This is a genomic window from Halobium salinum, assembly GCF_026586625.1.
Taxonomy (GTDB): domain Archaea; phylum Halobacteriota; class Halobacteria; order Halobacteriales; family Haloferacaceae; genus Halobium; species Halobium salinum.
Genome location: NZ_JAODIW010000008.1, coordinates 872,037 through 890,737, shown reverse-complemented (window position 1 = coordinate 890,737; position 18,701 = coordinate 872,037). Strand labels below are relative to the sequence as shown.

General features: G+C 69.1%; 19 protein-coding genes. 8 read left to right on the top strand and 11 right to left on the bottom strand.

Annotated features, from left to right (window positions below):
• Positions 1–27 precede the first annotated feature (27 nt).
• The 3 genes from N5095_RS16690 to N5095_RS16680 all read right to left on the bottom strand — a co-directional run bounded on the left by N5095_RS16690 (position 28) and on the right by N5095_RS16680 (position 4,438).
• Positions 28–1,311, bottom strand: coding sequence for an MFS transporter (locus N5095_RS16690; protein WP_267624248.1), 1,284 nt, complete (start codon positions 1,309–1,311; stop codon positions 28–30).
• Between the two features lie 78 nt (positions 1,312–1,389).
• Complete coding sequence (locus N5095_RS16685) at positions 1,390–2,421, bottom strand: sialidase family protein (RefSeq protein ID WP_267624246.1); 1,032 nt, start codon at positions 2,419–2,421, stop codon at positions 1,390–1,392.
• A 145-nt stretch (positions 2,422–2,566) separates the two neighbouring features.
• Positions 2,567–4,438, bottom strand: a complete 1,872-nt coding sequence (locus tag N5095_RS16680) for a cation:proton antiporter domain-containing protein (protein WP_267624244.1) — start codon at positions 4,436–4,438, stop codon at positions 2,567–2,569.
• Between the two features lie 189 nt (positions 4,439–4,627).
• On the opposite strand from N5095_RS16680, the gene N5095_RS16675 reads away from it, so the two are divergent.
• A complete protein-coding gene (locus N5095_RS16675; RefSeq protein WP_267624242.1) occupies positions 4,628–5,491 on the top strand; it encodes an HAD family hydrolase in 864 nt (287 codons plus the stop codon).
• On the opposite strand, the gene N5095_RS16670 is transcribed toward N5095_RS16675, so the two are convergent.
• Positions 5,488–7,524 (bottom strand): AMP-dependent synthetase/ligase, encoded by a 2,037-nt coding sequence (locus N5095_RS16670; RefSeq protein ID WP_267624240.1) that lies wholly within the window; start codon positions 7,522–7,524, stop codon positions 5,488–5,490. The genes N5095_RS16675 and N5095_RS16670 overlap by 4 nt on opposite strands.
• 199 nt (positions 7,525–7,723) lie before the next feature.
• On the opposite strand from N5095_RS16670, the gene N5095_RS16665 reads away from it, so the two are divergent.
• On the top strand, positions 7,724–8,131 hold the full coding sequence (locus N5095_RS16665) for a CBS domain-containing protein (RefSeq protein WP_267624238.1): 408 nt from the start codon (positions 7,724–7,726) through the stop codon (positions 8,129–8,131).
• A 69-nt stretch (positions 8,132–8,200) separates the two neighbouring features.
• Here the strand turns inward: N5095_RS16665 and N5095_RS16660 are convergent, their stop codons facing one another.
• Positions 8,201–9,130: an MBL fold metallo-hydrolase gene (locus tag N5095_RS16660; protein ID WP_267624236.1), complete on the bottom strand. Its 930-nt coding sequence runs from the start codon at positions 9,128–9,130 to the stop codon at positions 8,201–8,203.
• Positions 9,131–9,418: 288 nt separating this feature from the next.
• Here N5095_RS16660 and serS point away from each other — a divergent pair, with 288 nt between their 5' ends.
• The 3 genes from serS to N5095_RS16645 all read left to right on the top strand — a co-directional run bounded on the left by serS (position 9,419) and on the right by N5095_RS16645 (position 11,513).
• A complete protein-coding gene (gene serS / locus N5095_RS16655; protein ID WP_267624234.1) occupies positions 9,419–10,798 on the top strand; it encodes a serine--tRNA ligase in 1,380 nt (459 codons plus the stop codon).
• 111 nt (positions 10,799–10,909) lie between these two features.
• Positions 10,910–11,116: a hypothetical protein gene (locus N5095_RS16650; RefSeq protein ID WP_267624232.1), complete on the top strand. Its 207-nt coding sequence runs from the start codon at positions 10,910–10,912 to the stop codon at positions 11,114–11,116.
• A 79-nt stretch (positions 11,117–11,195) separates the two neighbouring features.
• Entirely contained in the window at positions 11,196–11,513 is a 318-nt protein-coding gene (locus N5095_RS16645) for a hypothetical protein (protein ID WP_267624230.1), read from the top strand.
• A gap of 24 nt (positions 11,514–11,537) precedes the next feature.
• Here the strand turns inward: N5095_RS16645 and N5095_RS16640 are convergent, their stop codons facing one another.
• Both N5095_RS16640 and N5095_RS16635 read right to left on the bottom strand, forming a co-directional pair.
• Positions 11,538–12,452, bottom strand: a complete 915-nt coding sequence (locus tag N5095_RS16640) for a phosphotransferase family protein (RefSeq protein WP_267624228.1) — start codon at positions 12,450–12,452, stop codon at positions 11,538–11,540.
• 130 nt (positions 12,453–12,582) lie between these two features.
• A complete protein-coding gene (locus tag N5095_RS16635) occupies positions 12,583–12,972 on the bottom strand; it encodes a nuclear transport factor 2 family protein (protein ID WP_267624226.1) in 390 nt (129 codons plus the stop codon).
• Positions 12,973–13,086: 114 nt separating this feature from the next.
• Between N5095_RS16635 and N5095_RS16630 the strand changes: the two genes are divergently transcribed.
• Both N5095_RS16630 and N5095_RS16625 read left to right on the top strand, forming a co-directional pair.
• Positions 13,087–13,590, top strand: coding sequence for a DUF367 family protein (locus tag N5095_RS16630; RefSeq protein WP_267624224.1), 504 nt, complete (start codon positions 13,087–13,089; stop codon positions 13,588–13,590).
• Positions 13,591–13,683: 93 nt separating this feature from the next.
• Positions 13,684–13,842: a hypothetical protein gene (locus N5095_RS16625; protein ID WP_267624222.1), complete on the top strand. Its 159-nt coding sequence runs from the start codon at positions 13,684–13,686 to the stop codon at positions 13,840–13,842.
• Between the two features lie 56 nt (positions 13,843–13,898).
• On the opposite strand, the gene N5095_RS16620 is transcribed toward N5095_RS16625, so the two are convergent.
• Both N5095_RS16620 and N5095_RS16615 read right to left on the bottom strand, forming a co-directional pair.
• On the bottom strand, positions 13,899–14,576 hold the full coding sequence (locus N5095_RS16620) for a potassium channel family protein (RefSeq protein WP_267624220.1): 678 nt from the start codon (positions 14,574–14,576) through the stop codon (positions 13,899–13,901).
• Positions 14,577–14,692: 116 nt separating this feature from the next.
• The gene (locus tag N5095_RS16615) at positions 14,693–15,322 is read right to left on the bottom strand and encodes a DUF2238 domain-containing protein (RefSeq protein ID WP_267624218.1); all 630 of its coding nucleotides are present in this window, start codon (positions 15,320–15,322) and stop codon (positions 14,693–14,695) included.
• A gap of 154 nt (positions 15,323–15,476) precedes the next feature.
• On the opposite strand from N5095_RS16615, the gene N5095_RS16610 reads away from it, so the two are divergent.
• Positions 15,477–16,085, top strand: coding sequence for a metal-dependent hydrolase (locus N5095_RS16610; protein ID WP_267624216.1), 609 nt, complete (start codon positions 15,477–15,479; stop codon positions 16,083–16,085).
• Positions 16,086–17,062: 977 nt separating this feature from the next.
• On the opposite strand, the gene N5095_RS16605 is transcribed toward N5095_RS16610, so the two are convergent.
• Together N5095_RS16605 and N5095_RS16600 are read right to left on the bottom strand one after the other, a co-directional pair.
• Positions 17,063–17,725, bottom strand: a complete 663-nt coding sequence (locus N5095_RS16605) for an alpha/beta hydrolase (RefSeq protein ID WP_267624214.1) — start codon at positions 17,723–17,725, stop codon at positions 17,063–17,065.
• The gene (locus N5095_RS16600; RefSeq protein WP_267624212.1) at positions 17,725–18,678 is read right to left on the bottom strand and encodes a VOC family protein; all 954 of its coding nucleotides are present in this window, start codon (positions 18,676–18,678) and stop codon (positions 17,725–17,727) included. Before N5095_RS16600 ends, N5095_RS16605 begins: the two co-directional genes overlap by 1 nt.
• Positions 18,679–18,701 lie beyond the last annotated feature (23 nt).

Here is an 18,701-nt window from a genome sequence, read left to right as displayed (position 1 = left end):
CGACGTCCCACTCCTCTTCGCGCCGACTCACGCCGTCTCGGACGCCGGCCTGGCTACCGGCCCGCCGACCGCCCACGCGACCGTTGCGCCGACGAGGAACACGCCGCCCAGAAGTGCGGTCGCCGCCGTCGGCCCCATCCCGCCGGCGACGACGCCCGCGGCGAGCACCAGCGGCACCTTCGCCAGCTGGTACAGCATCGAGAAGGCGCTGAGCGCCGTCGCCCGGCCCGTCGAGCCGAGCCCGTCGTTGAGCCGCCCGGACACCATCGGGAACAACAGCGCCCACGACCCCTTCAGCGCGACGAACATCGGGAACGCGAGCAGCGGGACGAACCGCGGGGCGACCAGCAGGCCCGCAGTCGCGAGCGGGACGAGCAGAAGCGTTCGCGACAGGCCGACTCGGGCCTCCACGTCGCCGGCGTAGTAGCTCGCGACCGCCGAGACGGCCGTGAAACTCGCGTAGAGGAGTCCCAACAGGAGACCGAGGGGAAGCGCCGTCCCCAGGAGCTCCACCGAGGCGGCGTCGAGCCCGTCCCGGACGGCCGCCTCGGCCACCGGCTGGACGTAGCTCGTGGCCGCACTCACGACGGCGAAGAAGAGCCCGGCGTACAGCGCGAGCCAGCGCAGCGGCGGGGCGGTGAGGTCGTGCCGGACGACCTCGAGCGCCTCCCGGGGGCCGACCTGCCGATTCCGTTCGACTCCCCGTCCGGCGGTGTCCCCGCCGCGGCTCTCCGGCATCGACCACAGGACGACCAACCCGAGCGCGCTGAGCGCCGCGGCGGCGAGAAACGGGTAGACCGGGTCGACGACGTACAGGGCCCCGCCGCCGACCATCGTCACGACGGAGGTCAGGCGCATCACCGACGCGCCACGGCCCCGGATGGTCGTGTACCGGTCCGCCGAGAGCCGCTCCTCGAGCAGTTCGTACAGCCACGCGTCGACGCTCCCGGAGGCGAACGTCAGCGCGAACGCCCAGAGGACGTAGAGGAGGAGGTAGGGGACGAACCCCTGCGCGACGACGAAGCCGAGCAGTGAGACGACCGTGAACGCGACCGAGAGCGCGAGGCTCGTCTTCCGACCGTAGCGGTCGCCGACGTACCCCGTCGGCACCTCGCCGCCGACCACGACGACGCCGAGGACGGCCGAGAGGACGCCGAACTCGGCGAACGTCACGTCACGGAGGACGAACAGGGCGAAGACCGGCGAGACGAACCCGGTCGAACGGGTCGCCTGGAGGGCGTAGAACTTGGTTACGAGACGTGAGTCACCCCCGGCGTCGACCGAACGTGCGGGGTCGGCAGCGGGCGGCATAGTCCGGACGAACCCACGGCGGACGGCCCCAAAAGCGCTCCCTGAAGCGAGTTTTAGTAGCGAAACGGCTCCGGCCGGTCACGTCGACTCCGCGACGAGCGGCGTATAGCGGCCGGTGACCGAGTCGTCCACCGGGAACGCTCCGGCGTCGCCCCACCCGTCCGCCCGGCGGACGAACAGGCTCCCCCGGTGGGTCGCGACGAGGAGGTCGTCGCCGACGGCCGTCATCCCGGTGACCGTCTCGTCGTCCCGCGGGAGGGGCAGGCGTTCGAGTGTTCCGCCCTCGCTGTCGCCGTCGTCGCTCGCGCCGCCGGATTCAGCGACGCCGATGGCGTCGTCACGAACGGCGAACAGGGCCGGGTCGGCGTCGTCGTCGTCCCACGTCGCCGAGTGTGCGAGCGCCCCGGCCGCGTAGGTGGTCCCATCGAGGGCGAATACCGCCCTGAAGTACCGCTGAGGAACGTCCTCGTCCAGTCGCGTCCAGTTCCGGCCGGCGTCGCTCGTCCGGAAGAGGCCGAACCCGGTGGCGGCGACGTACTCCCCGGCCCCGGTGACGTGGAGTTCGTGGACGTCGTCGTCGACGCCGTCGCGCCGCTCGGTCCACGTCTCGCCCCCGTCGTCGCTCACGTGGACCCCACCGACCTCCACGCCGGCGACGACCCGGTCCGAGGTCTCGGGGTCCGCGTGGAGGTCGCGGACCTGCGCGAGGTCGTCGTGGCGGGGAAGCTGCCACTCGTCGCGCGAGGGGAGCTCCTGGAACCCCCACAGTTCGCGCCAGTCGGACGCTTCCGTCGGCGTCCCTCGCCCGTCGACGTCGGCGACGTAGACGTGTGCAGGCCTGGTTCCGGCGTAGAGTCGGTCGCCGTCCGCGGCGGCCCCGACTGCGTACACCCGCTCGCGGGGGACTCCGAGGCCCGTCCAACGGTCGCCGTCGTACCGGTAGAGCCCGGTCGTCGTCGCCGCGAACGCACCCGATACGCCGTCGAAGCGGCGGAGCCGCATCACCCGGCCGGAGTCGAGGGTCTTCGTGGCCTCAACGGGGTCGGCGGTCCCGGCCACCTCGGACGTCGGAACGCGATACACGCCGTCGTCGCTGCCGACGAGAACCATGTTTCGGTGTCTCACGGGGAGCGACTTCAACGTTCGCTGAACGGAATTTGTGTAAGCCGGCCGGAAACTGGGTCTCGACATCGACACTCCGAATCATCCGGACTTGACCCCGGGGACCGGCTTCGGACTCGACCCTCGCCCCCGACTACGGCTCCGCCGTCGGATGGCACCAGTCCATCGCCTCGCGCACGGACTCGTGGCGGCCGATGAGGGTGATGCGGTCGCCGTGCTGGAGGGTGAAGTCGGCGTCGGGGACCTCGGTCGTCCCGTTCCTGGCGACCAGCGCGATGAGACAGCCGTCGGGGAGCTGCGGACCGATTTCGCGCACGGTCTGGCCGACGAGGTCCTCGGAGGTGATCTCTGTCTCCTGGACGTCGCCGGTGCGGCCGATTTCGCCCATCCAGTTGGCGAGCGCGGGCCGTTCGATGTAGTTGTCGATGGCCTGGGCGGTAGCGAGGGTCGTCGAGATGGTGCGGACGCCGAGCTCCTCGAACGCCTCCACGTTGTCCGGGTTGTTGGCGCGGGCGAGGATGGTCTCGGGGTCGAACTTCGACGCCGCGAGCTGGGCGACGAGGAGGTTCGCGTCGTCGTCCCCGGTCGCGGCGACGACTATCTTGGCGTTCTCGACGCCGGCCGACCGGAGGACGTCCACGCTCGTGCCGTCGCCGACGTGGACCGTGAACCCGGCGTCGCGGGCCTTCTCGACGATTTCCGAGTCGTTCTCTATCAGTACGACGTTCTCTCCGCGTTCTTCGAGGCGTTCGGCGAGCGCACGGCCCACCTTACCGCCTCCGATGACGAGTACACGCATTGGTATGACGTCCAGGTATTCGGCGATCTGCCGCGCGAGGCCGGCCTCGAACACGACGGTCAGCAGGATGGCGAGGAAGACGGTGCCGACCAGCAGGTTCGCCTCCGGACCGAACCCCTCGGCCTGCAGTTCGAAGGCGAACAGCGTCGCGACCGACGCCGGGATGATGCCCCGCGGGCCGACCAGGCTGACGAACCACTGCTCGCCCCGGGTGAAGCGGTCCCCCCACGTCGAGACGAAGACGAGCAGGGGTCGGAGCACGAGCGCGACGATGCCGACGACGAGGAGCCCACGGGCACCGATTTCGAGCAGGTAGTCGAACCGAAGCAGCGCCGCGAGGGCGATGAACACGAACGAGAGCACGAGCAGCGTGATGTCACCCTTGAAGTCGGTGATGTCCTCCTCGTAGGGCACGTCGGCGTTGCCGAGCAGCATCCCGGCGGTCGCCGCGGCGGCGATGCCGGACTCGGTCGCAAACGTCTCCGCGCCCGCGTAGGCCACGAGCGCACCCGCCAGCACGAGCAGGCGAGCGTTCTGCGGGGCGTTCCCCGGCGAGAGGTCGACGTACCGGAGCGACCAGTAGACGACGGCGGCGACGACGCCGCCGACGAGCACGCCGATGCCGAGTTTCTCGACGAACAGCGCGGCGAAGGCGCCCGGCGAGGTGACTTCGTTGACGACGGCCTCGAAGATGACGACCGCGAGGATGGCGGCGGTCACGTCGTTGACGATACCCTCCGTCTCGAGGGCGGCCTCCACCCGGTCGCGGGCGGGGACGACCTCGAGGATGGGGGCGATGACCGTCGGCCCCGTCGCCACCAGCAGCGCCCCGATGAGGAACGAGACGAACCACGCGCCGCCGAGGATGTAGTGGACGGCGAGGGCGGTCCCGACCAGCGAGATGACGGCCCCGACGGTGACGAGCTTCAGCGTCGCCGACGGCGCCGACCGGAGTTTGTCGACGTGGAGGTGGAACGCCCCCTCGAAGACGATGATGGCGACCGACAGCCCCACGATGGCGGGGAGCGCGTCGCCGAAGGAGTCCGGGCCGAGTATCCCGGCGACCTCGGGGCCGAGCAGGATGCCGGCCGCGATGAGGAAGATGACACTCGGCACCTGGAACCGGTCCGCCAGCACCTGCGCCACGACGCCGACGCCGATCACCAGCGCGACGAGTGCGATCAGCGAGGACGCCGACGCGGCCACCGAGACACCTCCATCGCTTCCAAACTTCGTCGGGGCCGCTGATAAGGTTCGTCATCCGGGAGCCGTTTCGGCAGAAACAGTGGCCGATTGTTCGGATATCGGTGTCCGGCCGGCTGCGCCGCTCGGTCGACTTCGCGACCTGGGTGATGGACAGATTCATCAATGGGTATGATTGTCTTCTCGACGCAGATGGGGGGGAACAACACGATTCGATGTGGGGGGAGCGTAGCTACCAACCAGTACCGGGCAGTGCTGTTCGACAGCGACGGGGTGCTGGTCGAACGTCCGGACCGACAGCGACTCGCCGCGGCGGTCGCTCGCGCGTTCGCGGCGTTCGACCTCCCGGACCCGTCCGCAGCGGACGTCCGGGCGCTGTTGGCCGGTAATGTCGACGTGTTCGAGCCGAGATGTCGACGCAACGGGGTCGACCTCCGGACGTTCTGTCGACGGACGGTCCGTGAGGTGGTGCGCACGCAGTGTGGGGCGTTCGACCGGGGAGTCCGTTCGCTGTACGACGACGCCGGCGCCCTTCACACCCTCGCGCGGCGAGGGCTCGCTCTCGGAGTCGTCACCAACAACCATCGGCGGGTCGTCTCGGTCGCGCTCCGCCAGTCGACGCTCGCGGACCGCTTCGAAGTCGTTCGTGGGGCCGACTTCTCGCCGGACGGAGTGCGCGAGCGGAAGCCCTCGCCGCACAACCTCACGGCGGCGCTCGCCACCCTCGACGTCGACCCGAGCGAGGCGCTGTACGTCGGCGACAGCGACGTGGACGTGCTCGCCGCCGAGCGCGCCGGCGTCGACTCCGCGTTCGTCCGTCGGTCACACCGCGCCGACTACGACCTCCCGGTCGAGCCGACCTACGAGGTCGAGAGCCTGGAGGCGCTGCCCACGCTCCTCGACGGGACAGAACCGGACGCGGCGTCGGCGGCTCCGGCGTTGGGTCGTCGCTTCGAGGTCGCTGCCGGTCGGGTGCGGGTCCACCCGTCCGGGGCAGGTCGGCCTGACCAGGGCCGCGTCGCGGCCCCGCCGGGGACCTCCTTGGGGACCGACTAGCGCCGTGTCGCTGCCGTCGACTCCTCGCGTTCGCCGTCGTACAGCATGTTCACGTCGTCGGCGTAGCGGTCGAGGATGTTCCGGCGTTTCTTCTTCATCGTCGGCGTCAGCAGGTCGTTGTCCTCGGTGAACTCCTCGGGGACGAGTCGGAAGCGCTTGATGCGCTCGTAGGACTCGAAGTTCTCGTTCACGCGCTCGACCTCGTCGTCGATGCGCTCGCGGACGCGCTCGTCCCGGCAGACCGCGTCGATGCTCTCGGGGAGGTCGTACCCCTCGCGGGCGGCCCACTCGCGGACCCCCTCGAAGTTGGGGACGATGAGCGCGCTGACGAACTTCTGGCCGTCGCCGAGCACCATCGCCTGCTCGACGAGCGGACTCGACGCGAACGCGTCCTCGATGGGACCCGGGGGGACGTTCTTCCCCGTCGACAACACCATAATCTGCTTCGCCCGCTCGCGGAAGGCGATGTAGCCGTCGGGGCGGAGTTCGACCACGTCGCCGGTGCGGAACCACGTGCCGTCCGACGCCCCGGCCGTGCCTCCGCTCGCCCCGTCCGCGGCGTCGACGAACGACGCCTCCGTCTCCTCGGGGCGGTTCCAGTACCCCTCGGAGACGTTGGGGCCGCGCACGAGCAGTTCGCCCACGTCGCCGCCGAACTGCGACCCGCCGGCGGCGCCGACCGAAGTGTCGAGGTCGACCTCCTGGTCGTGGACCGGCGGGCCGATGGTGCCGACCTGCGGGCGCTCGGGCGGGTTCGCGGCGACGACGGGGCTGGTCTCCGTGAGGCCGTACCCCTCGAGGATGGGGAGGCCCATCCCGTGATACAGCGCACACAACTCCGGCGAGAGGCTCCCGCCGCCGCTGATGAGGAAGTCGATTCGCCCGCCGAGTGCGTCCCGGACCTTCGAGAAGACGAGGCGGTCGGCCACGCGGTGCTTGGCGGAGAGGAGCGCCCCGGGGTCGTCGGCCTCGTGGTACTCCCGGCCGACGCCGGTCGCCCACCCGAAGATTCGCTCGCTCACGGCGGAGTCGGCCGCCTGCCCACGGATGGCGTCGTACAGTTTCTCGTAGACGCGGGGGACGCTCGTCCCGACGGTGGGGCGCACGAGCGAGAAGTCCTCGCGGAGCGTGTCCGGGCTCTCGGCGTAGGCGACGGTGGCCCCGGCCGCGTACATGAGGAAGTGGCCCGCCAGACGTTCGAACACGTGTGCGAGCGGGAGGAAGGAGAGGGTGACCGAGCGCGGGCCGATGACGGGCGTGTCGCCCTTGTCCGGTCGGGGGCCGAAGCGTCGGTAACACTGGTCGACGTTCGCCTTGAAGTTCGCGTGGCTGAGGCGCACGCCTTTCGGCTGACCGGTCGTTCCGGAGGTGTAGATGAGGCTCGCGAGGTCGTCGGGGTCGCGGGCGTTGAGCCAGTCCCAGTAGGCGGTCTCGTCGAACGCCGCCGCGCCGAGGTCGTGGACCTCCGCGAGCGAGTAGACGTCGTCGCGGTCGCGGACGACGCCCGCGGCGCCGGAGCCGTCCGCGACCTCGTCCATCACGACGACGAACTCGAGGTCGAGGTCGTCCTCGACGGCGAGCACGCGCTTCAGGTCCTCGCCGGTCTCGACGACGACGCCGTCGGCGTCGGGGTCCGAGAGGAGGTAGCTCACCTGACGCTCGGAGGAGGAGGTGTACACGGTGGTGACGACCCCGCCCGCCGCGAGAAGGGCGAAGTCACACAGCGCCCACTCCATCCGGGTGTGAGAGAGCAGGCCGACGCGGTCGTCGGCGACGACGCCCAACTCGCGAAAGCCGGCCGCGAGGTTGCGGACGAGGTCGCGCATCCGCGTGTACCCCACGTCGGCGTAGTCGCCGTCCGGCGCGGCGTCGAGTATGCCGCCCGCGACGAGCGACCGGTCGTAGATGCCCCCTTTGTAGCGCTGGGCGATGCGGTTCGCGTTCCGCTCGGCGCTGGCCTCGAACGCTCGGGGGATGGTGTCCCGTCCGAGCACCAGGCTCTCGAAGTCGGCTTCCGCCTCCCGCCAGTCCATATCCGCGCCCTACGGCGGTTCGGAATATAAAATGAGGGAGAACACGGAGCCCCCAGTCCGCAGTTTATTCGCGCCGAGGGGTTCTCCGCCGTCGAGTCGGCGTCCGTCGAGGCGCCAGCGCCGCCGACCGACGGCCGCGCTCGGACCGACGGGAGCCGCCGGCAACAACCGTTAACAATCCACGCGTGTGTATCGGGGTATGGAACAGCGTAGCACTCCAATCACGCAGTTGATGACCGTCGGCGTGCTGACCGTCCCCGAGGACGCCCTCGTCGCGGACGCCGCTGCGGCCCTGCTGGAGGAGGAGGTCGGGTCGCTCGTCGTCGTCGACGGGGACGACCGGCCGACGGGGATGTTCACGACCACCGACCTCGCCGACTTCGTCGCCGCGCGGTCGGGGGACGACGCGAGGGTCGCGGAGTACATGACGGAGGAAGTGGTGACCGTCGGAACACAGCAGTCGCTTCGCGAAGCCGCCGCCAAGATGATGCGCCACGGGATTCACCACCTCCCCGTGACCGACGAGGAGGGGGACGTCGTCGGTATGCTGTCGACGATGGACCTCACGGCGCACTACTCCTACACCGGCGGCTCCGACATGGTGTAGCCGCGGGCCGCGTTCGACCGCGAGCGGTTCGTTCCCGGTCGGTGAGTAGTGGACTCTCCCGGGCGTCGGCTACTCTCCGCTCGCTGTCTCCTGCTTCGCTCGGTAGTCCAGATATCCGAGGACGCCCTTCACGTTGAGGCGCTCCTCGGCGAGGGCCTTCGTCTCGTTCCACGTCCCGACCATGTCAGTGTGCTCCTGGAAGTGCGCGATGACGGCCTCGTCGTCGCCGAGTTCTTCGCGCTTGGCCCGGACGGCCTCGACCCACTCGACGAGGGTGCGCTTGTACGCCTCCATCAGTTCGGGGGCGAACTCCCGCGGGCCGAAGTGGCCGAAGCAGAGCGTGTCGGGGTCCAGTTCGGTGATGCGGTTCGCGTCGGCGAGACACTTCTCGAGGTCGAACTGCGAGGGCGGGGTGGTCTGGCGGACCTTCCGCTCGCTCGGCACCCAGATACCCGCCGCGTCGCCGGTGAACAGCACGTCGTCGGCGCGGTCGTGGAACATCACCTGGTGTGGGGCGTGGCCGGGGGCGCCCACCACGTCGAGTTCGCGGTCGCCGAGGTCGACGGTGTCGCCGTCTTCGAGGGGTTCGATGCGGTCCTCGGGGACGGGTTCGGGTTCGACGTAGAACTGCCACTGGTCCTCGACGGCGCTCTTCGTCCCCGCCACGAGCCGCGAGGGGTCGACCAGGTGCGGGACGCCGGTCTCGTGGGTCATGACGGTGGCGTTCGGGTACTCGGCGGCGAGGAAGCCGGCGCCGCCGGCGTGGTCGAGGTGGACGTGCGTCGGGAGGACGTAGGCGAGTTCGTCGCGGTCGACCCCGACTTGGTCGAGGGCGTCGAACAGCAGGTCCCGGTTCGTCCCGATGCCGGCGTCGACGAGCGCCGGGCGCTCGGCGTCGACGATGTAGACGGAGCCGTACGCCTCCGTGTCGTACATCCCGGTGTCGAGATAGTAGACGTCGCTGCTGTCGGGGACCGGATTCACGTCGCCGATAGCCATGGCGGATGGGTGTCGGGGTCGGGTAAAAGGGTTCGGGGGTGTCGGTGTTCGCGTTCTTCGTCTTCGGTGTGTCGGGCGTCGGCCTCGTCGACGAGTTTGTCCCCGGGTCCGTGTCTCCCGGAAGCCCCCGCACGCTACTGACGAGCGGACGAGCCCGCTCGCCAGCGCGCGCCGACCGCGCAGGGCCTCCTTCCGGGGTCGTGCGAGTCGAACTCGTCTCGTCCGTCCCCGTCATCGACCGGCACGCCTCCGATACCGTTTTCCCGAGCGCGGACACCACTCGTGAGTATGATTCCACGGCAGTTCCTCCGCGAGAACCCGGAGACGGTTCGCGAGTCGCTCGACGCCCGCGGCTACGACGTCGACCTCGACCGGCTGCTGGAGACCGACGAGGAGTGGCGCTCGCTGAAGGGACGCGGCGACGAACTCCGCCACGAGCGAAACGAGGTCAGCAGCGAAATCGGCCAGCTCAAAGCCGAGGGGAAGGACGACGAGGCGCAGGCGGCCATCGACCGGTCGAGCGAACTGAAGGCCGAACTCGCGGACCTCGAAGAGCGCGCCGCGGACCTCGAATCGGAACTGGAGGACGCCCTGCTCGAACTCCCGCAGATTCCCCACGAGAGCGTCCCGGAGGGGCAGGACGAGGCCGACAACGAGGAGGTCCGTCGTGTGGGATGGGAGGACCGCCGCGACCTCCCCGACGAGGTGACGCCGCACTTCGAACTCGGGGAGGACCTGGACATCATCGACGAGGCTCGCGCTGCGAAGACGACCGGGTCGGGCTTCTACTTCCTCAAGGGCGAGGGCGCGATGCTCGAACACGCGCTCGTGCAGTTCATGCTCGACGTGCACCGCGAGCAGGAGTACGTCGACCTCTTCCCGCCGATTCCGGTCACGAGCACGTCGATGACGGGGACCGGTCAGCTTCCGAAGTTCAACGAGGACGCCTACCGCATCGGCGGCGCGGAGCACGACGAGTACGAGGACGACGACCTCTGGCTCTGTCCCACGGCGGAGGTGCCCGTCACCAACATGTACCGCGACGAAATCATGCTGAAGGAGGACCTCCCGCTGAAGCACCAGGCGTACACCCCGAACTTCCGACGCGAAGCAGGCGAACACGGCACCGAGACGCGCGGCATCGTCCGCGTCCACCAGTTCAACAAGGTCGAACTCGTCAACTTCGTCGAACCCGAGGGGTCGTACGACCGCCTCGACGCGCTCCTCGAGGAGGCGGCCGAGGTACTCGACCGGCTCGGGCTCCCCTACCGCGTGCTGAACCTCTGTACCGGCGACCTCGGCTTCGCCGCCGCGAAGACTTACGACCTCGAAGTGTGGGCGCCCGGCACCGAGAGCGACGAGGGGCCCGAGGAGGGCGGCCGCTGGCTCGAGGTGTCGTCGGCGTCGAATTTCGAGGACTTCCAGGCCCGGCGCGCCGGCCTGCGCTACCGGCCGGAGCGCCACGAGTCGGCGGAGTACCTCCACACGCTCAACGCTTCGGGCACCGCCGTCGGCCGCGTGATGGTCGCGGTACTCGAGTACTACCAGAACGAGGACGGCACCGTCGACGTGCCCGAGGCGCTCCAGCCGTACATGAACGGTAAAGAGCGCATCGAGGGCGGCGAGAAGGTCGGCGAGAGCGCGGTTGGCGCAGGCGAACGCGAGTAGCGAGCCTGCGTCAGTGACCGGTAGCGACCGTGGTGCCGGCGAACGGGAGTGAGCCGAACCACCCGTGTTCGCACCGGTAACTGATTGTCCCCTCGGCGCGTACCGCCACCCATGCACCGAGTACTCGTCCCTCTGCGAAACACGACGACCGCCGCCGCCGTCGACTCGGGGCTCTCCCTCGGGACGCTCCTCCTGCGGGTCGCCCTCGTCGTCGCGCCGTTCCTCGCCGGCTACCTCCTCTACAGCCTCGCGATGGAGGCCGTCAAGCGGCGGGAGCGACGCGAGGCCGGAGCGTCGCAAGCGGCGGGGGCCGTCTGACGGGCCGAGGGTTCCCGACGTTCCCGTCGGCTGAGAACCACCCGCGGGAGGGATGTCGGCTCCGGCCCTACGCTCTCGTATGAGCCAGACGACCACCACCCTCGCCCGTACCGCAACCGGGTTCCTCGCGGCGCTCCTCGCCACCACCCTGTTCGCCGGCGTCGTCGGCGTAGTCTGGCGGTTCTCGATGTGGGGGGCGGTCGGGATGGGACCGCACGGCCCCGTCGCCGGTCCGGGGTTCGAGTTCGGCTTCGGCGTCCCCCTGCCCACCGTCCTCCTCTGGGTCGCGCTCGCACTCGCGCCGTTCGCGGTCGGCTACTTGCTGTACGCCCTCGCCATGGAACTCCTCCGCGAGCGGGAACGCGGCCGGGAGACGGTTCGCCAGGACGCCGTCTGACGCCACCGCCCCGGCCCTCGGGACTCAGCGGAGACGTTCCACCGTCTCACGGATGCGGTCTTCGAGCCACGCGGCGCGTTCTCGCTTCTCCTCGGCGCCGAGGCGGTTCTGCACGTACAGCGATTCGACGTAGTACACCTCGTTCAACAGCACGTACAGCGGTCGTCGGTGCCCGAACCCCGACGGGAGCGTCCGCACCGACTCGTACCCCTCGCGGAACGCCCGGCGCCCCGCCTCGTCGCCTTGGAAGGTCGGGAGGACGGTCCGCCAGTAGTCGAACTCGCCGGGTGCCGCGAGCGCGTGTTCGAAGTCGACGACGCAGGCGACCTCGCCGTCGTCGACGGCGACGTGTTCCGGGGTCGCCCAGCCGTGACAGCAGACGGGACCGTCGGCGCCAGCGAAGGCGTCGGGGCGGTCGACGAGGAAGTCGACGACGGCGTCGGCGACGGCGCCGTGTCCGTGTTCGTCCATCGCGGGCCGGCGCCGACGAACGTAGTCGACCGCGGCGGCGTGCCAGTCGGCATCTCCGTCGACAGAGAGGACGCCCCCGGCACCGTCGAACCTGCCGTAGCGACCGACCAGCGACTCCGTCTCCTCGTGGAGCGTCGCCAGCCCGCGGCCCGCCGCCCGTGCCCAGGACCTCCCCGCGGTCTCCGCGGCGTCGGGGGCCGGAGCGTCCGGATGCCACGCGGCGACGTAGCAGTCGTCGCCGACGTGCAGTACCTCGGGCACCGGAACCGACGTCCGGTCGCCGACGAAGGCGGTCACGCGTCCCTCGACGGCAGCGTTCCCCGTCGGGCCGGTGTCGCGTTTGAGAACGGCGCGGCGGCCGTCGACCCCGACCTCCCAGACCTCGTGTGGCGGGACGGCGCGGAGCGCTCGAACGACTCTATGCGTGTCGAACCGTGACGCGAGCGCGTCGTGAACGTCCTGTTGCATCGGCGTGCGCCACGTGACGGGTGGCTGCCGGCCGGGCGCGGCGCGGTGCCGCGGCTCCGGCCACGAGGAGTCGTTCACGGCAAAACGCCGCAGGAGGATAACTGTTCGCCTCCGGCCTCCTCCGGTCGAATCAGCCGGTGTAGGTCCGTAACTCGCCGATTCGCTCGTCGACGACGCGGAACACGTCGACGAACGCGACGAGCTCCTCCCTGTCGTCCGCGGTGAGCAGTCGCCCCCGGACCGCGACCTCCAGACCGCCGCGGTCCTCGTCGTTCGACCCGCCGCCGTTACCGATACCTCGTGCGTCGGCGTCGCCCGCGCGGTACACCCGGTCGACGGCGTGGACGGTGTCGGTCCGCGGGCGGTCGTCGCGCATGAACCGGACGAACGCCTCCCGCCCCTCGAAGGTCCGGTCGGGACGGCGTTGGGCGAAGTCGGGGGCGAGCACCTCGCGCAGGGCTTCGTAGTCGCCGTCGTCGAGGGCGTCGTAGTAGGTCGTGACGGCGTCGGGAACGCTCATAGTCGTGCCTCGACCGTCACACGGCGGGGAGAAGAGCGTGGCGCCGGCGGCCCGGGACGAGCCGGCCGAGGACCGCACCGTGTCGCTTTTGCCGGTCTCCGGGCTACCTCGACCGTGGACCTGCACGTCCGGTACGAGGGCGACGACGACCCGAAGAAGTGCACGGCCCGGAAGCTGGCGCGGTTCGACCTCGCGGAACTCCACCGCTCGGACCGCGCCACGCCGTACGGGGTCGTACTCAACCCCCACGCCGAGCGGGCGCTGTCGCCCGCCGACCGCGAGGAGGCGGAGCGGGCGCTCGTCGCGCTCGACTGCTCGTGGGAGTCGGCGGGCGAGGCCATGTTCTCGCTGCCGGGCGAGCACCGCGCGTTGCCCTACCTCGTCGCCGCCAACCCGGTCAACTTCGGCCGGCCGATGCGTCTGACGACCGTCGAAGCGCTCGCGGCGGCGCTCTGTATCCTCGGAGAGCGCGAGCACGCCGAACGAATCCTCGCGAAGTTCCGCTGGGGGGAGACGTTTCTCGAACTCAACGAGGAACCCCTCCGACGGTACGCCGACTGCGCGGACTCCTCGGCGGTCGTCGCGGTCCAGGGAGAGTATCTCGACCGCGGCGAGTAGGCTCCGTTCCCGACGGGGAGTCCCGGAGACGAACGCGCGCCCGACACCCGTCTGACTAACGTATTTGTACCGCCAGTCCCGAGTCGACGCCGGATGAGGCAGGACCAGTTCGAGGGGGAGGACGTGACCATCGAGCTCGCCGAGGAAGAGCTCGAACTCGTCGAGGAGATGGCGTTCAGTGACCACCGCGACAACCGCGACGCGGCGATTCGCACCCTGCTCGACGAGTGGCTGAAGGAACAGGACGACTGAGGGGCAGTTCTCCCGACCGTACGTCGACGTGTTCGCGCGCTCGCGCCGAACCCGACTCAGACCGTCAGGTCCGCGTCGACGTCGCCGAGGAGTGCTTCCCGCACCTCGTCGAGCACCTCGCGTTCGATGATGAGCGCGAGGTGGTCGCCGGCCTCGATTTCGGTGCCGGGGAGCGGGATGGTCATGGCCTCGCGCCCGCGGCCGTGCGCGTAGATGCGCGCCTCCTCGGGAAGCGCGACCTCGGTGACCCGCTTGCCGACCGAGGGTGACCCCTCGGGGATGCGAACGACCGAGAGCTGGAGGCGTTCGGTGAGGTCACCGAGGGCGTTGAAGTTCCCGCCGAGGAGCGCGGTCTTGGCGCCCGCGGCGCCGAGGCGCTCGGGGTAGACGATCTCGTCGACGTCCTCGGCGTACTGCTCGTAAATCTCCTTGCGGTAGTCCTCGTCGATGCGCAGGACGGTCCGACAGCCGTACTCCTTGCCGAGCATACAGGCCGCGAAGTTGACGTTGGGGTCGCCGGTGAGCCCGCCGACGGCGTCGGCGTCCTCGACGCCGGCCTCGACGAGCACGGTCTCGACGCTCCCGTCCCCCTCGACGACCTCGAAGCCGGCTTCGAGGGCGCGCTCGGCCTTGTCGCGGTCGTTCTCGACGACGACGAGGTCGTGACCCTCCTCCTGCAGGATGCGGGCGGTGCGGGCGCCGACGCGTCCGTACCCCACGATGACGAATCGCATACCTCCCTTTCCGCGTGCCCCGGTAAAAAGATGCGTCCCCGTCCCGGGTCGCGGTCGGCGACGGCCCGCCTGCCGTCGGGCGGCTGTCGGTTCCCTCGGGCGGACCCCGCCTTCGGCTACCGTTCGCCGAAGCTCCGGTCGAAGCGGGTCGTCAGCGACTCGACGAGCGGGCGCAGGGCGCCCGAGCCGAACAGCGCCACCAACACCGCCCCGGCGGTGTTGAACACGAGGTCGAGCAGGGTGTCGTCGATGCCGTACTGGAACAGGATGGGGTCCATGCCGACCGCGGTAGCGAGGAGTCGTGCACCGAACTCGAGTACCTCCCAGAACACGCCCAGCGCGAGCGTGAACAGGAGGACGTACAGCGCGAGGAAGCTCCCCGGGAAGTGGACGGCGTCGGAGTGCTCGTCGAACGCCTTCGCCGTCGCGTAGCCGACGCCGGCGACGACCGTCGCCGAGAGCGTGTGGGTGAGGTGGTCGTACCACCAGACCGACTCGTAGAACCCGAGCATCCCGACCGAGTGCAGGAAGACGGCGACGGCGATGTAGAGGGTGAGTCGGGTGTCGAGGCGGACCTCCCAGTCGCGGGCGAGCACCGGCGGCAGGAACGTCACGCCGAGCGAGAGGAGGGCGTTGACGACGACCCCGGGGTTCTGCAGGAGGAGGCCTTCGACCAGCACGACCCCGATGGCGGCCTGTAACAGCCGCGTCGCCGTTCGGCCCGAGGGGACCAGTCGAGTGCCCATACTCGGTGCGTACGGCCGCCGAGGGCTAAACCCCTCGCCGCACGTCCGGAGGCGAATCGACGCGGCCCGGTCGGGAGCCGGCTCCGTCGCCCCGTGCGTGATAACCTCACACACGACACGCATTTATTCGGAACTCTCCTACCGACGACTCCATATGATGGCGACCACGCACGCCCTCGTCGGGGTGGCCCTCGCGCTGCTCGTGGCTCCCGACGGCGGGCTCGTGCCGGTGGCCGCCGGCGCGCTCGGGGGGCTGTTCCCCGACTTCGACCTCTACGCCGGCCACCGAAAGACGCTCCACTTCCCGGTGTACTTCCCGCTCGCCGCCGCCCTCGCGGCCGTCGTCGCGCTCGTCTCGCCCGGTCCCGCGACGCTCGCGGCCGCGCTGTTCCTCGCGGCCGCGGGAATTCACTCTGCCATGGACGCGCTAGGGGGTGGGCTGGAGCTTCGGCCGTGGGAGGGGAACTCCGACCGCGCCGTCTACGACCACTTCCGGGGACGCTGGATCGCCCCGCGGCGCTGGATTCGCTACGACGGCGCCCCCGAGGACCTGCTACTGGCGGGCGTGTTCGGACTCCCCGCCTACGCCGTCCTCTCGGGACTCGCCGAGACGCTGGTGCTCCTCGCCCTCGGCGTCTCGTTCGTCTACGTCGTGTTGCGAAAGCCGATGGTGTGGGCCGCAGAGCGCGTCGTCGACGCGCTTCCGGCGCACGTCGTCGACCTGGTGCCGGCGCGCTTCCTCGACCCCGAGGAGTTCAAGTAATCGGACTCGGTCGTCGGCTCTCGTGTCGGTGACAGTGGGCGTGTGACTTTCTTCGACCACCGGTCGCGACGACGCAACTTCCGGACTCGGAGCGCGGGTCTACTCTCGGGACACAGAGGCGAGCATAGCACCCGCGAAGAGGACGGCGAAAACCATCGTTCCAACGGCGAAAACGTAGTACGGGCTCGCGAAGTCAGGAGCATCGAGAAACAGGAACAGGGAGAAGCACGAACCCATCAGCACAATTGCGGCTGCTCGAACACGAGAATCATCCGTATCGACAGCGGAAATCCGAGCGTCATTCGGCATGCTATCTGGTAAAAGTGCTGTTCACATATCACTTGTTAGTCCTGAAGTGCAGCAGTTTACCCTCCGTCATGCCACTTCGACCGCGGACACCTGCCACGTCTCCTGGAGCCGAGTCACGTCGAGTCCGGTCGGAACAAACTACCTTTCTTCCAGTGTAGTTCGGTCTGACTCAGCTCCTAGAGACAGAGCGTGTCTATGTTTGCTGTTCAGAACTGGGTGGTCGCTGTCAGTATATCTCTGCTGAATACAGAGCGCATATTCTGCACAGGTCTTCTGACAGCTTTATGACCATGAGAAGTTTATACTACATTCTGGCATAAGTATCAAACAATGGATGATGAGCCGAAAACAGATATTGTGAATGTTGTAGTGGGAGCGGCGTTGTTGATTGGTTCTACGGTACTAATCGCAATTAACGGTATGCTTGTGACTACGTTACTATTCTTTCTGGGCGGAGTGTATCTGGTCAGCCGAGAAGTCCGAAAAGCTCTGAAAAGACAATAGCTGAATCAGACTGCGCAACTTCTGCTGAACATACCTCTGTATTCAGCACGACCACCGGGACTGTATCGTACTTCAGTCAGGAGTCGCTCGCTAGATACGCGGCACGTCTCTAGAAGCTGAGTCGCACGTATCACGGCTGAAATAAACCCCTGCTCGCTCAACTCTCACACCAGGCGCCCCAAGAGCGCGTCCGTCTCCCGAACTTCGTCGTCGTTTATCTCGTGACCCAGGTCGTCGTAGCACCGGCAGGTCACGTCGCCGCCGAGTCGCTCGAACGCCCCCGCGGACGCCTCGGCGCGGTCGGCGCCGACGTGGGGGTCGTCGCTGCCACAGCCGAGAAAGACCGGCGTCCCCGCCAGCGACCCGTCGTACCCGGCGCCCGGGTCCGGGCCGAGCAGACCCCCCGAGAGAACGACGACCCCGCCGTACCGGCGCGGGTTCCGGGCGACGAACTCGGCGGCGAGGCAGGCGCCCTGGGAGAAGCCGAACAGGAGCGTCCGCTCGGGTGGGACGCCGGCGTCGCGGGCGCGGTCGACGGCGTCGGCCACTCGTTCGAGCGCCGCCGAGACCCACGGTTCGTTCTCCTCGCGCGGGGCGGCGGCCGACCAGGGGTACCACGACCTGCCGGCGGCCTGCGGGGCGAGATACATCGCGCCGTGGCGGAGAAACTCGTCGGCGAGTCTGAGTATCTGCTTCCCGGTCGACCCTCGCCCGTGGAGCATCACGACGGCCGCCTCGGCCGCCACGGGCGGCGCTCCGGCGGTTTCGATGGGGTGGTCCCGGTTCGGGTTCTCCCCCGCTTCGAACAGGCTCGGGTCCCAGGACATCAGTCGCTCCCGGACTCGAATGGGAGGTCGAGGGGCGGGAGTTGACCCTCTATCATCTCGCGGTCCTCCTCCAGCCACGGTGGGAGGAACAGTGACTGGGCGGGGGCGTCGGCGTCGATATCATCTGTCTCCCCTGCGAGCCCCTCGTAGTCGGTCGCCAACTCGAACAGGATGCCGCCCGGTTCTCTGACGTACAGCGAGTGGAAGAAGTGGCGGTCTTTCACCCGCGAAACGTCGTAGTCGCGCTCGCGGAGGAGGCTGTGCCACTCGTACAACTGTTCCTCGTCGGGGACGCGCACCGCGACGTGGTGGATAGAGCCGGCACCCTCGCGCCCGAACTCGGCGTCGCGGTCGAGGAGGTCGACGACGGTCGCGCGGTCGCCCGGGGCGCGGTAGCGCACGCGGTCGCCCTCCTGGGCTTCGAGGTCGAACCCGAGCGTCTCGAGGAGCCCGGCGGTGACGAATGGGCTCGCCGAGAGCAGGGTCACGCCGTGGATTCCCCGAATCGCGTGGCGGGCCGGAACCGGTCCGTCCGTCCACGGCTCGACCGACGACTCCCCGGTAACGAGTTCGAGCTCGGTGCCGTCGGGGTCCGACAGCCGCAGGACGCGCTCGTCGAACCGTTCGAAGGGCCCCTCCACGTCGACACCGCGTTCGGTGAGTCGCTCGTACCAGAAGTCGAGTGACCCCGGCGGGACGACGAGCGCCGCGGTCCGAATCTGCGGCTTCCCGGCCCGTCCGTCGTCCTCGGCGGGGTACGGAAAGAACGTCAGTCCGGTCCCCGGGGTGCCGGTCCCGTCGCCGTAGAAGAGGTGGCGCGTGAACTTCTCGTTGAAATTCACGGTCGACTTGACGAGGCGAAGTCCCAGCACGCCGGTGTAGAAGTCGACGTTCGCCTGCGCGTCGCGGACGATACCCGTGATGTGGTGGATGCCCGGCGTATCTGTGAGCATTGGTTCGCCGTTCCCGTCAGTTC

Excerpts from the sequence above, each read along its gene's own strand:
- N5095_RS16660 (WP_267624236.1), bottom strand. The coding sequence starts at position 9,130 with ATGGCTATCGGCGACGTGAATCCGGTCCCCGACAGCAGCGACGTCTAC.
- N5095_RS16600 (WP_267624212.1), bottom strand. The coding sequence starts at position 18,678 with ATGCTCACAGATACGCCGGGCATCCACCACATCACGGGTATCGTCCGC.
- N5095_RS16640 (WP_267624228.1), bottom strand. The coding sequence starts at position 12,452 with ATGCAACAGGACGTTCACGACGCGCTCGCGTCACGGTTCGACACGCAT.
- N5095_RS16650 (WP_267624232.1), top strand. The coding sequence starts at position 10,910 with ATGCACCGAGTACTCGTCCCTCTGCGAAACACGACGACCGCCGCCGCC.
- N5095_RS16685 (WP_267624246.1), bottom strand. The coding sequence starts at position 2,421 with ATGGTTCTCGTCGGCAGCGACGACGGCGTGTATCGCGTTCCGACGTCC.
- N5095_RS16645 (WP_267624230.1), top strand. The coding sequence starts at position 11,196 with ATGAGCCAGACGACCACCACCCTCGCCCGTACCGCAACCGGGTTCCTC.
- N5095_RS16670 (WP_267624240.1), bottom strand. The coding sequence starts at position 7,524 with ATGGACTGGCGGGAGGCGGAAGCCGACTTCGAGAGCCTGGTGCTCGGA.
- N5095_RS16665 (WP_267624238.1), top strand. The coding sequence starts at position 7,724 with ATGGAACAGCGTAGCACTCCAATCACGCAGTTGATGACCGTCGGCGTG.
- N5095_RS16620 (WP_267624220.1), bottom strand. The coding sequence starts at position 14,576 with ATGCGATTCGTCATCGTGGGGTACGGACGCGTCGGCGCCCGCACCGCC.
- N5095_RS16605 (WP_267624214.1), bottom strand. The coding sequence starts at position 17,725 with ATGTCCTGGGACCCGAGCCTGTTCGAAGCGGGGGAGAACCCGAACCGG.
- N5095_RS16675 (WP_267624242.1), top strand. The coding sequence starts at position 4,628 with ATGGGGGGGAACAACACGATTCGATGTGGGGGGAGCGTAGCTACCAAC.
- serS (WP_267624234.1), top strand. The coding sequence starts at position 9,419 with ATGATTCCACGGCAGTTCCTCCGCGAGAACCCGGAGACGGTTCGCGAG.
- N5095_RS16635 (WP_267624226.1), bottom strand. The coding sequence starts at position 12,972 with ATGAGCGTTCCCGACGCCGTCACGACCTACTACGACGCCCTCGACGAC.
- N5095_RS16610 (WP_267624216.1), top strand. The coding sequence starts at position 15,477 with ATGATGGCGACCACGCACGCCCTCGTCGGGGTGGCCCTCGCGCTGCTC.
- N5095_RS16615 (WP_267624218.1), bottom strand. The coding sequence starts at position 15,322 with ATGGGCACTCGACTGGTCCCCTCGGGCCGAACGGCGACGCGGCTGTTA.
- N5095_RS16690 (WP_267624248.1), bottom strand. The coding sequence starts at position 1,311 with ATGCCGCCCGCTGCCGACCCCGCACGTTCGGTCGACGCCGGGGGTGAC.
- N5095_RS16625 (WP_267624222.1), top strand. The coding sequence starts at position 13,684 with ATGAGGCAGGACCAGTTCGAGGGGGAGGACGTGACCATCGAGCTCGCC.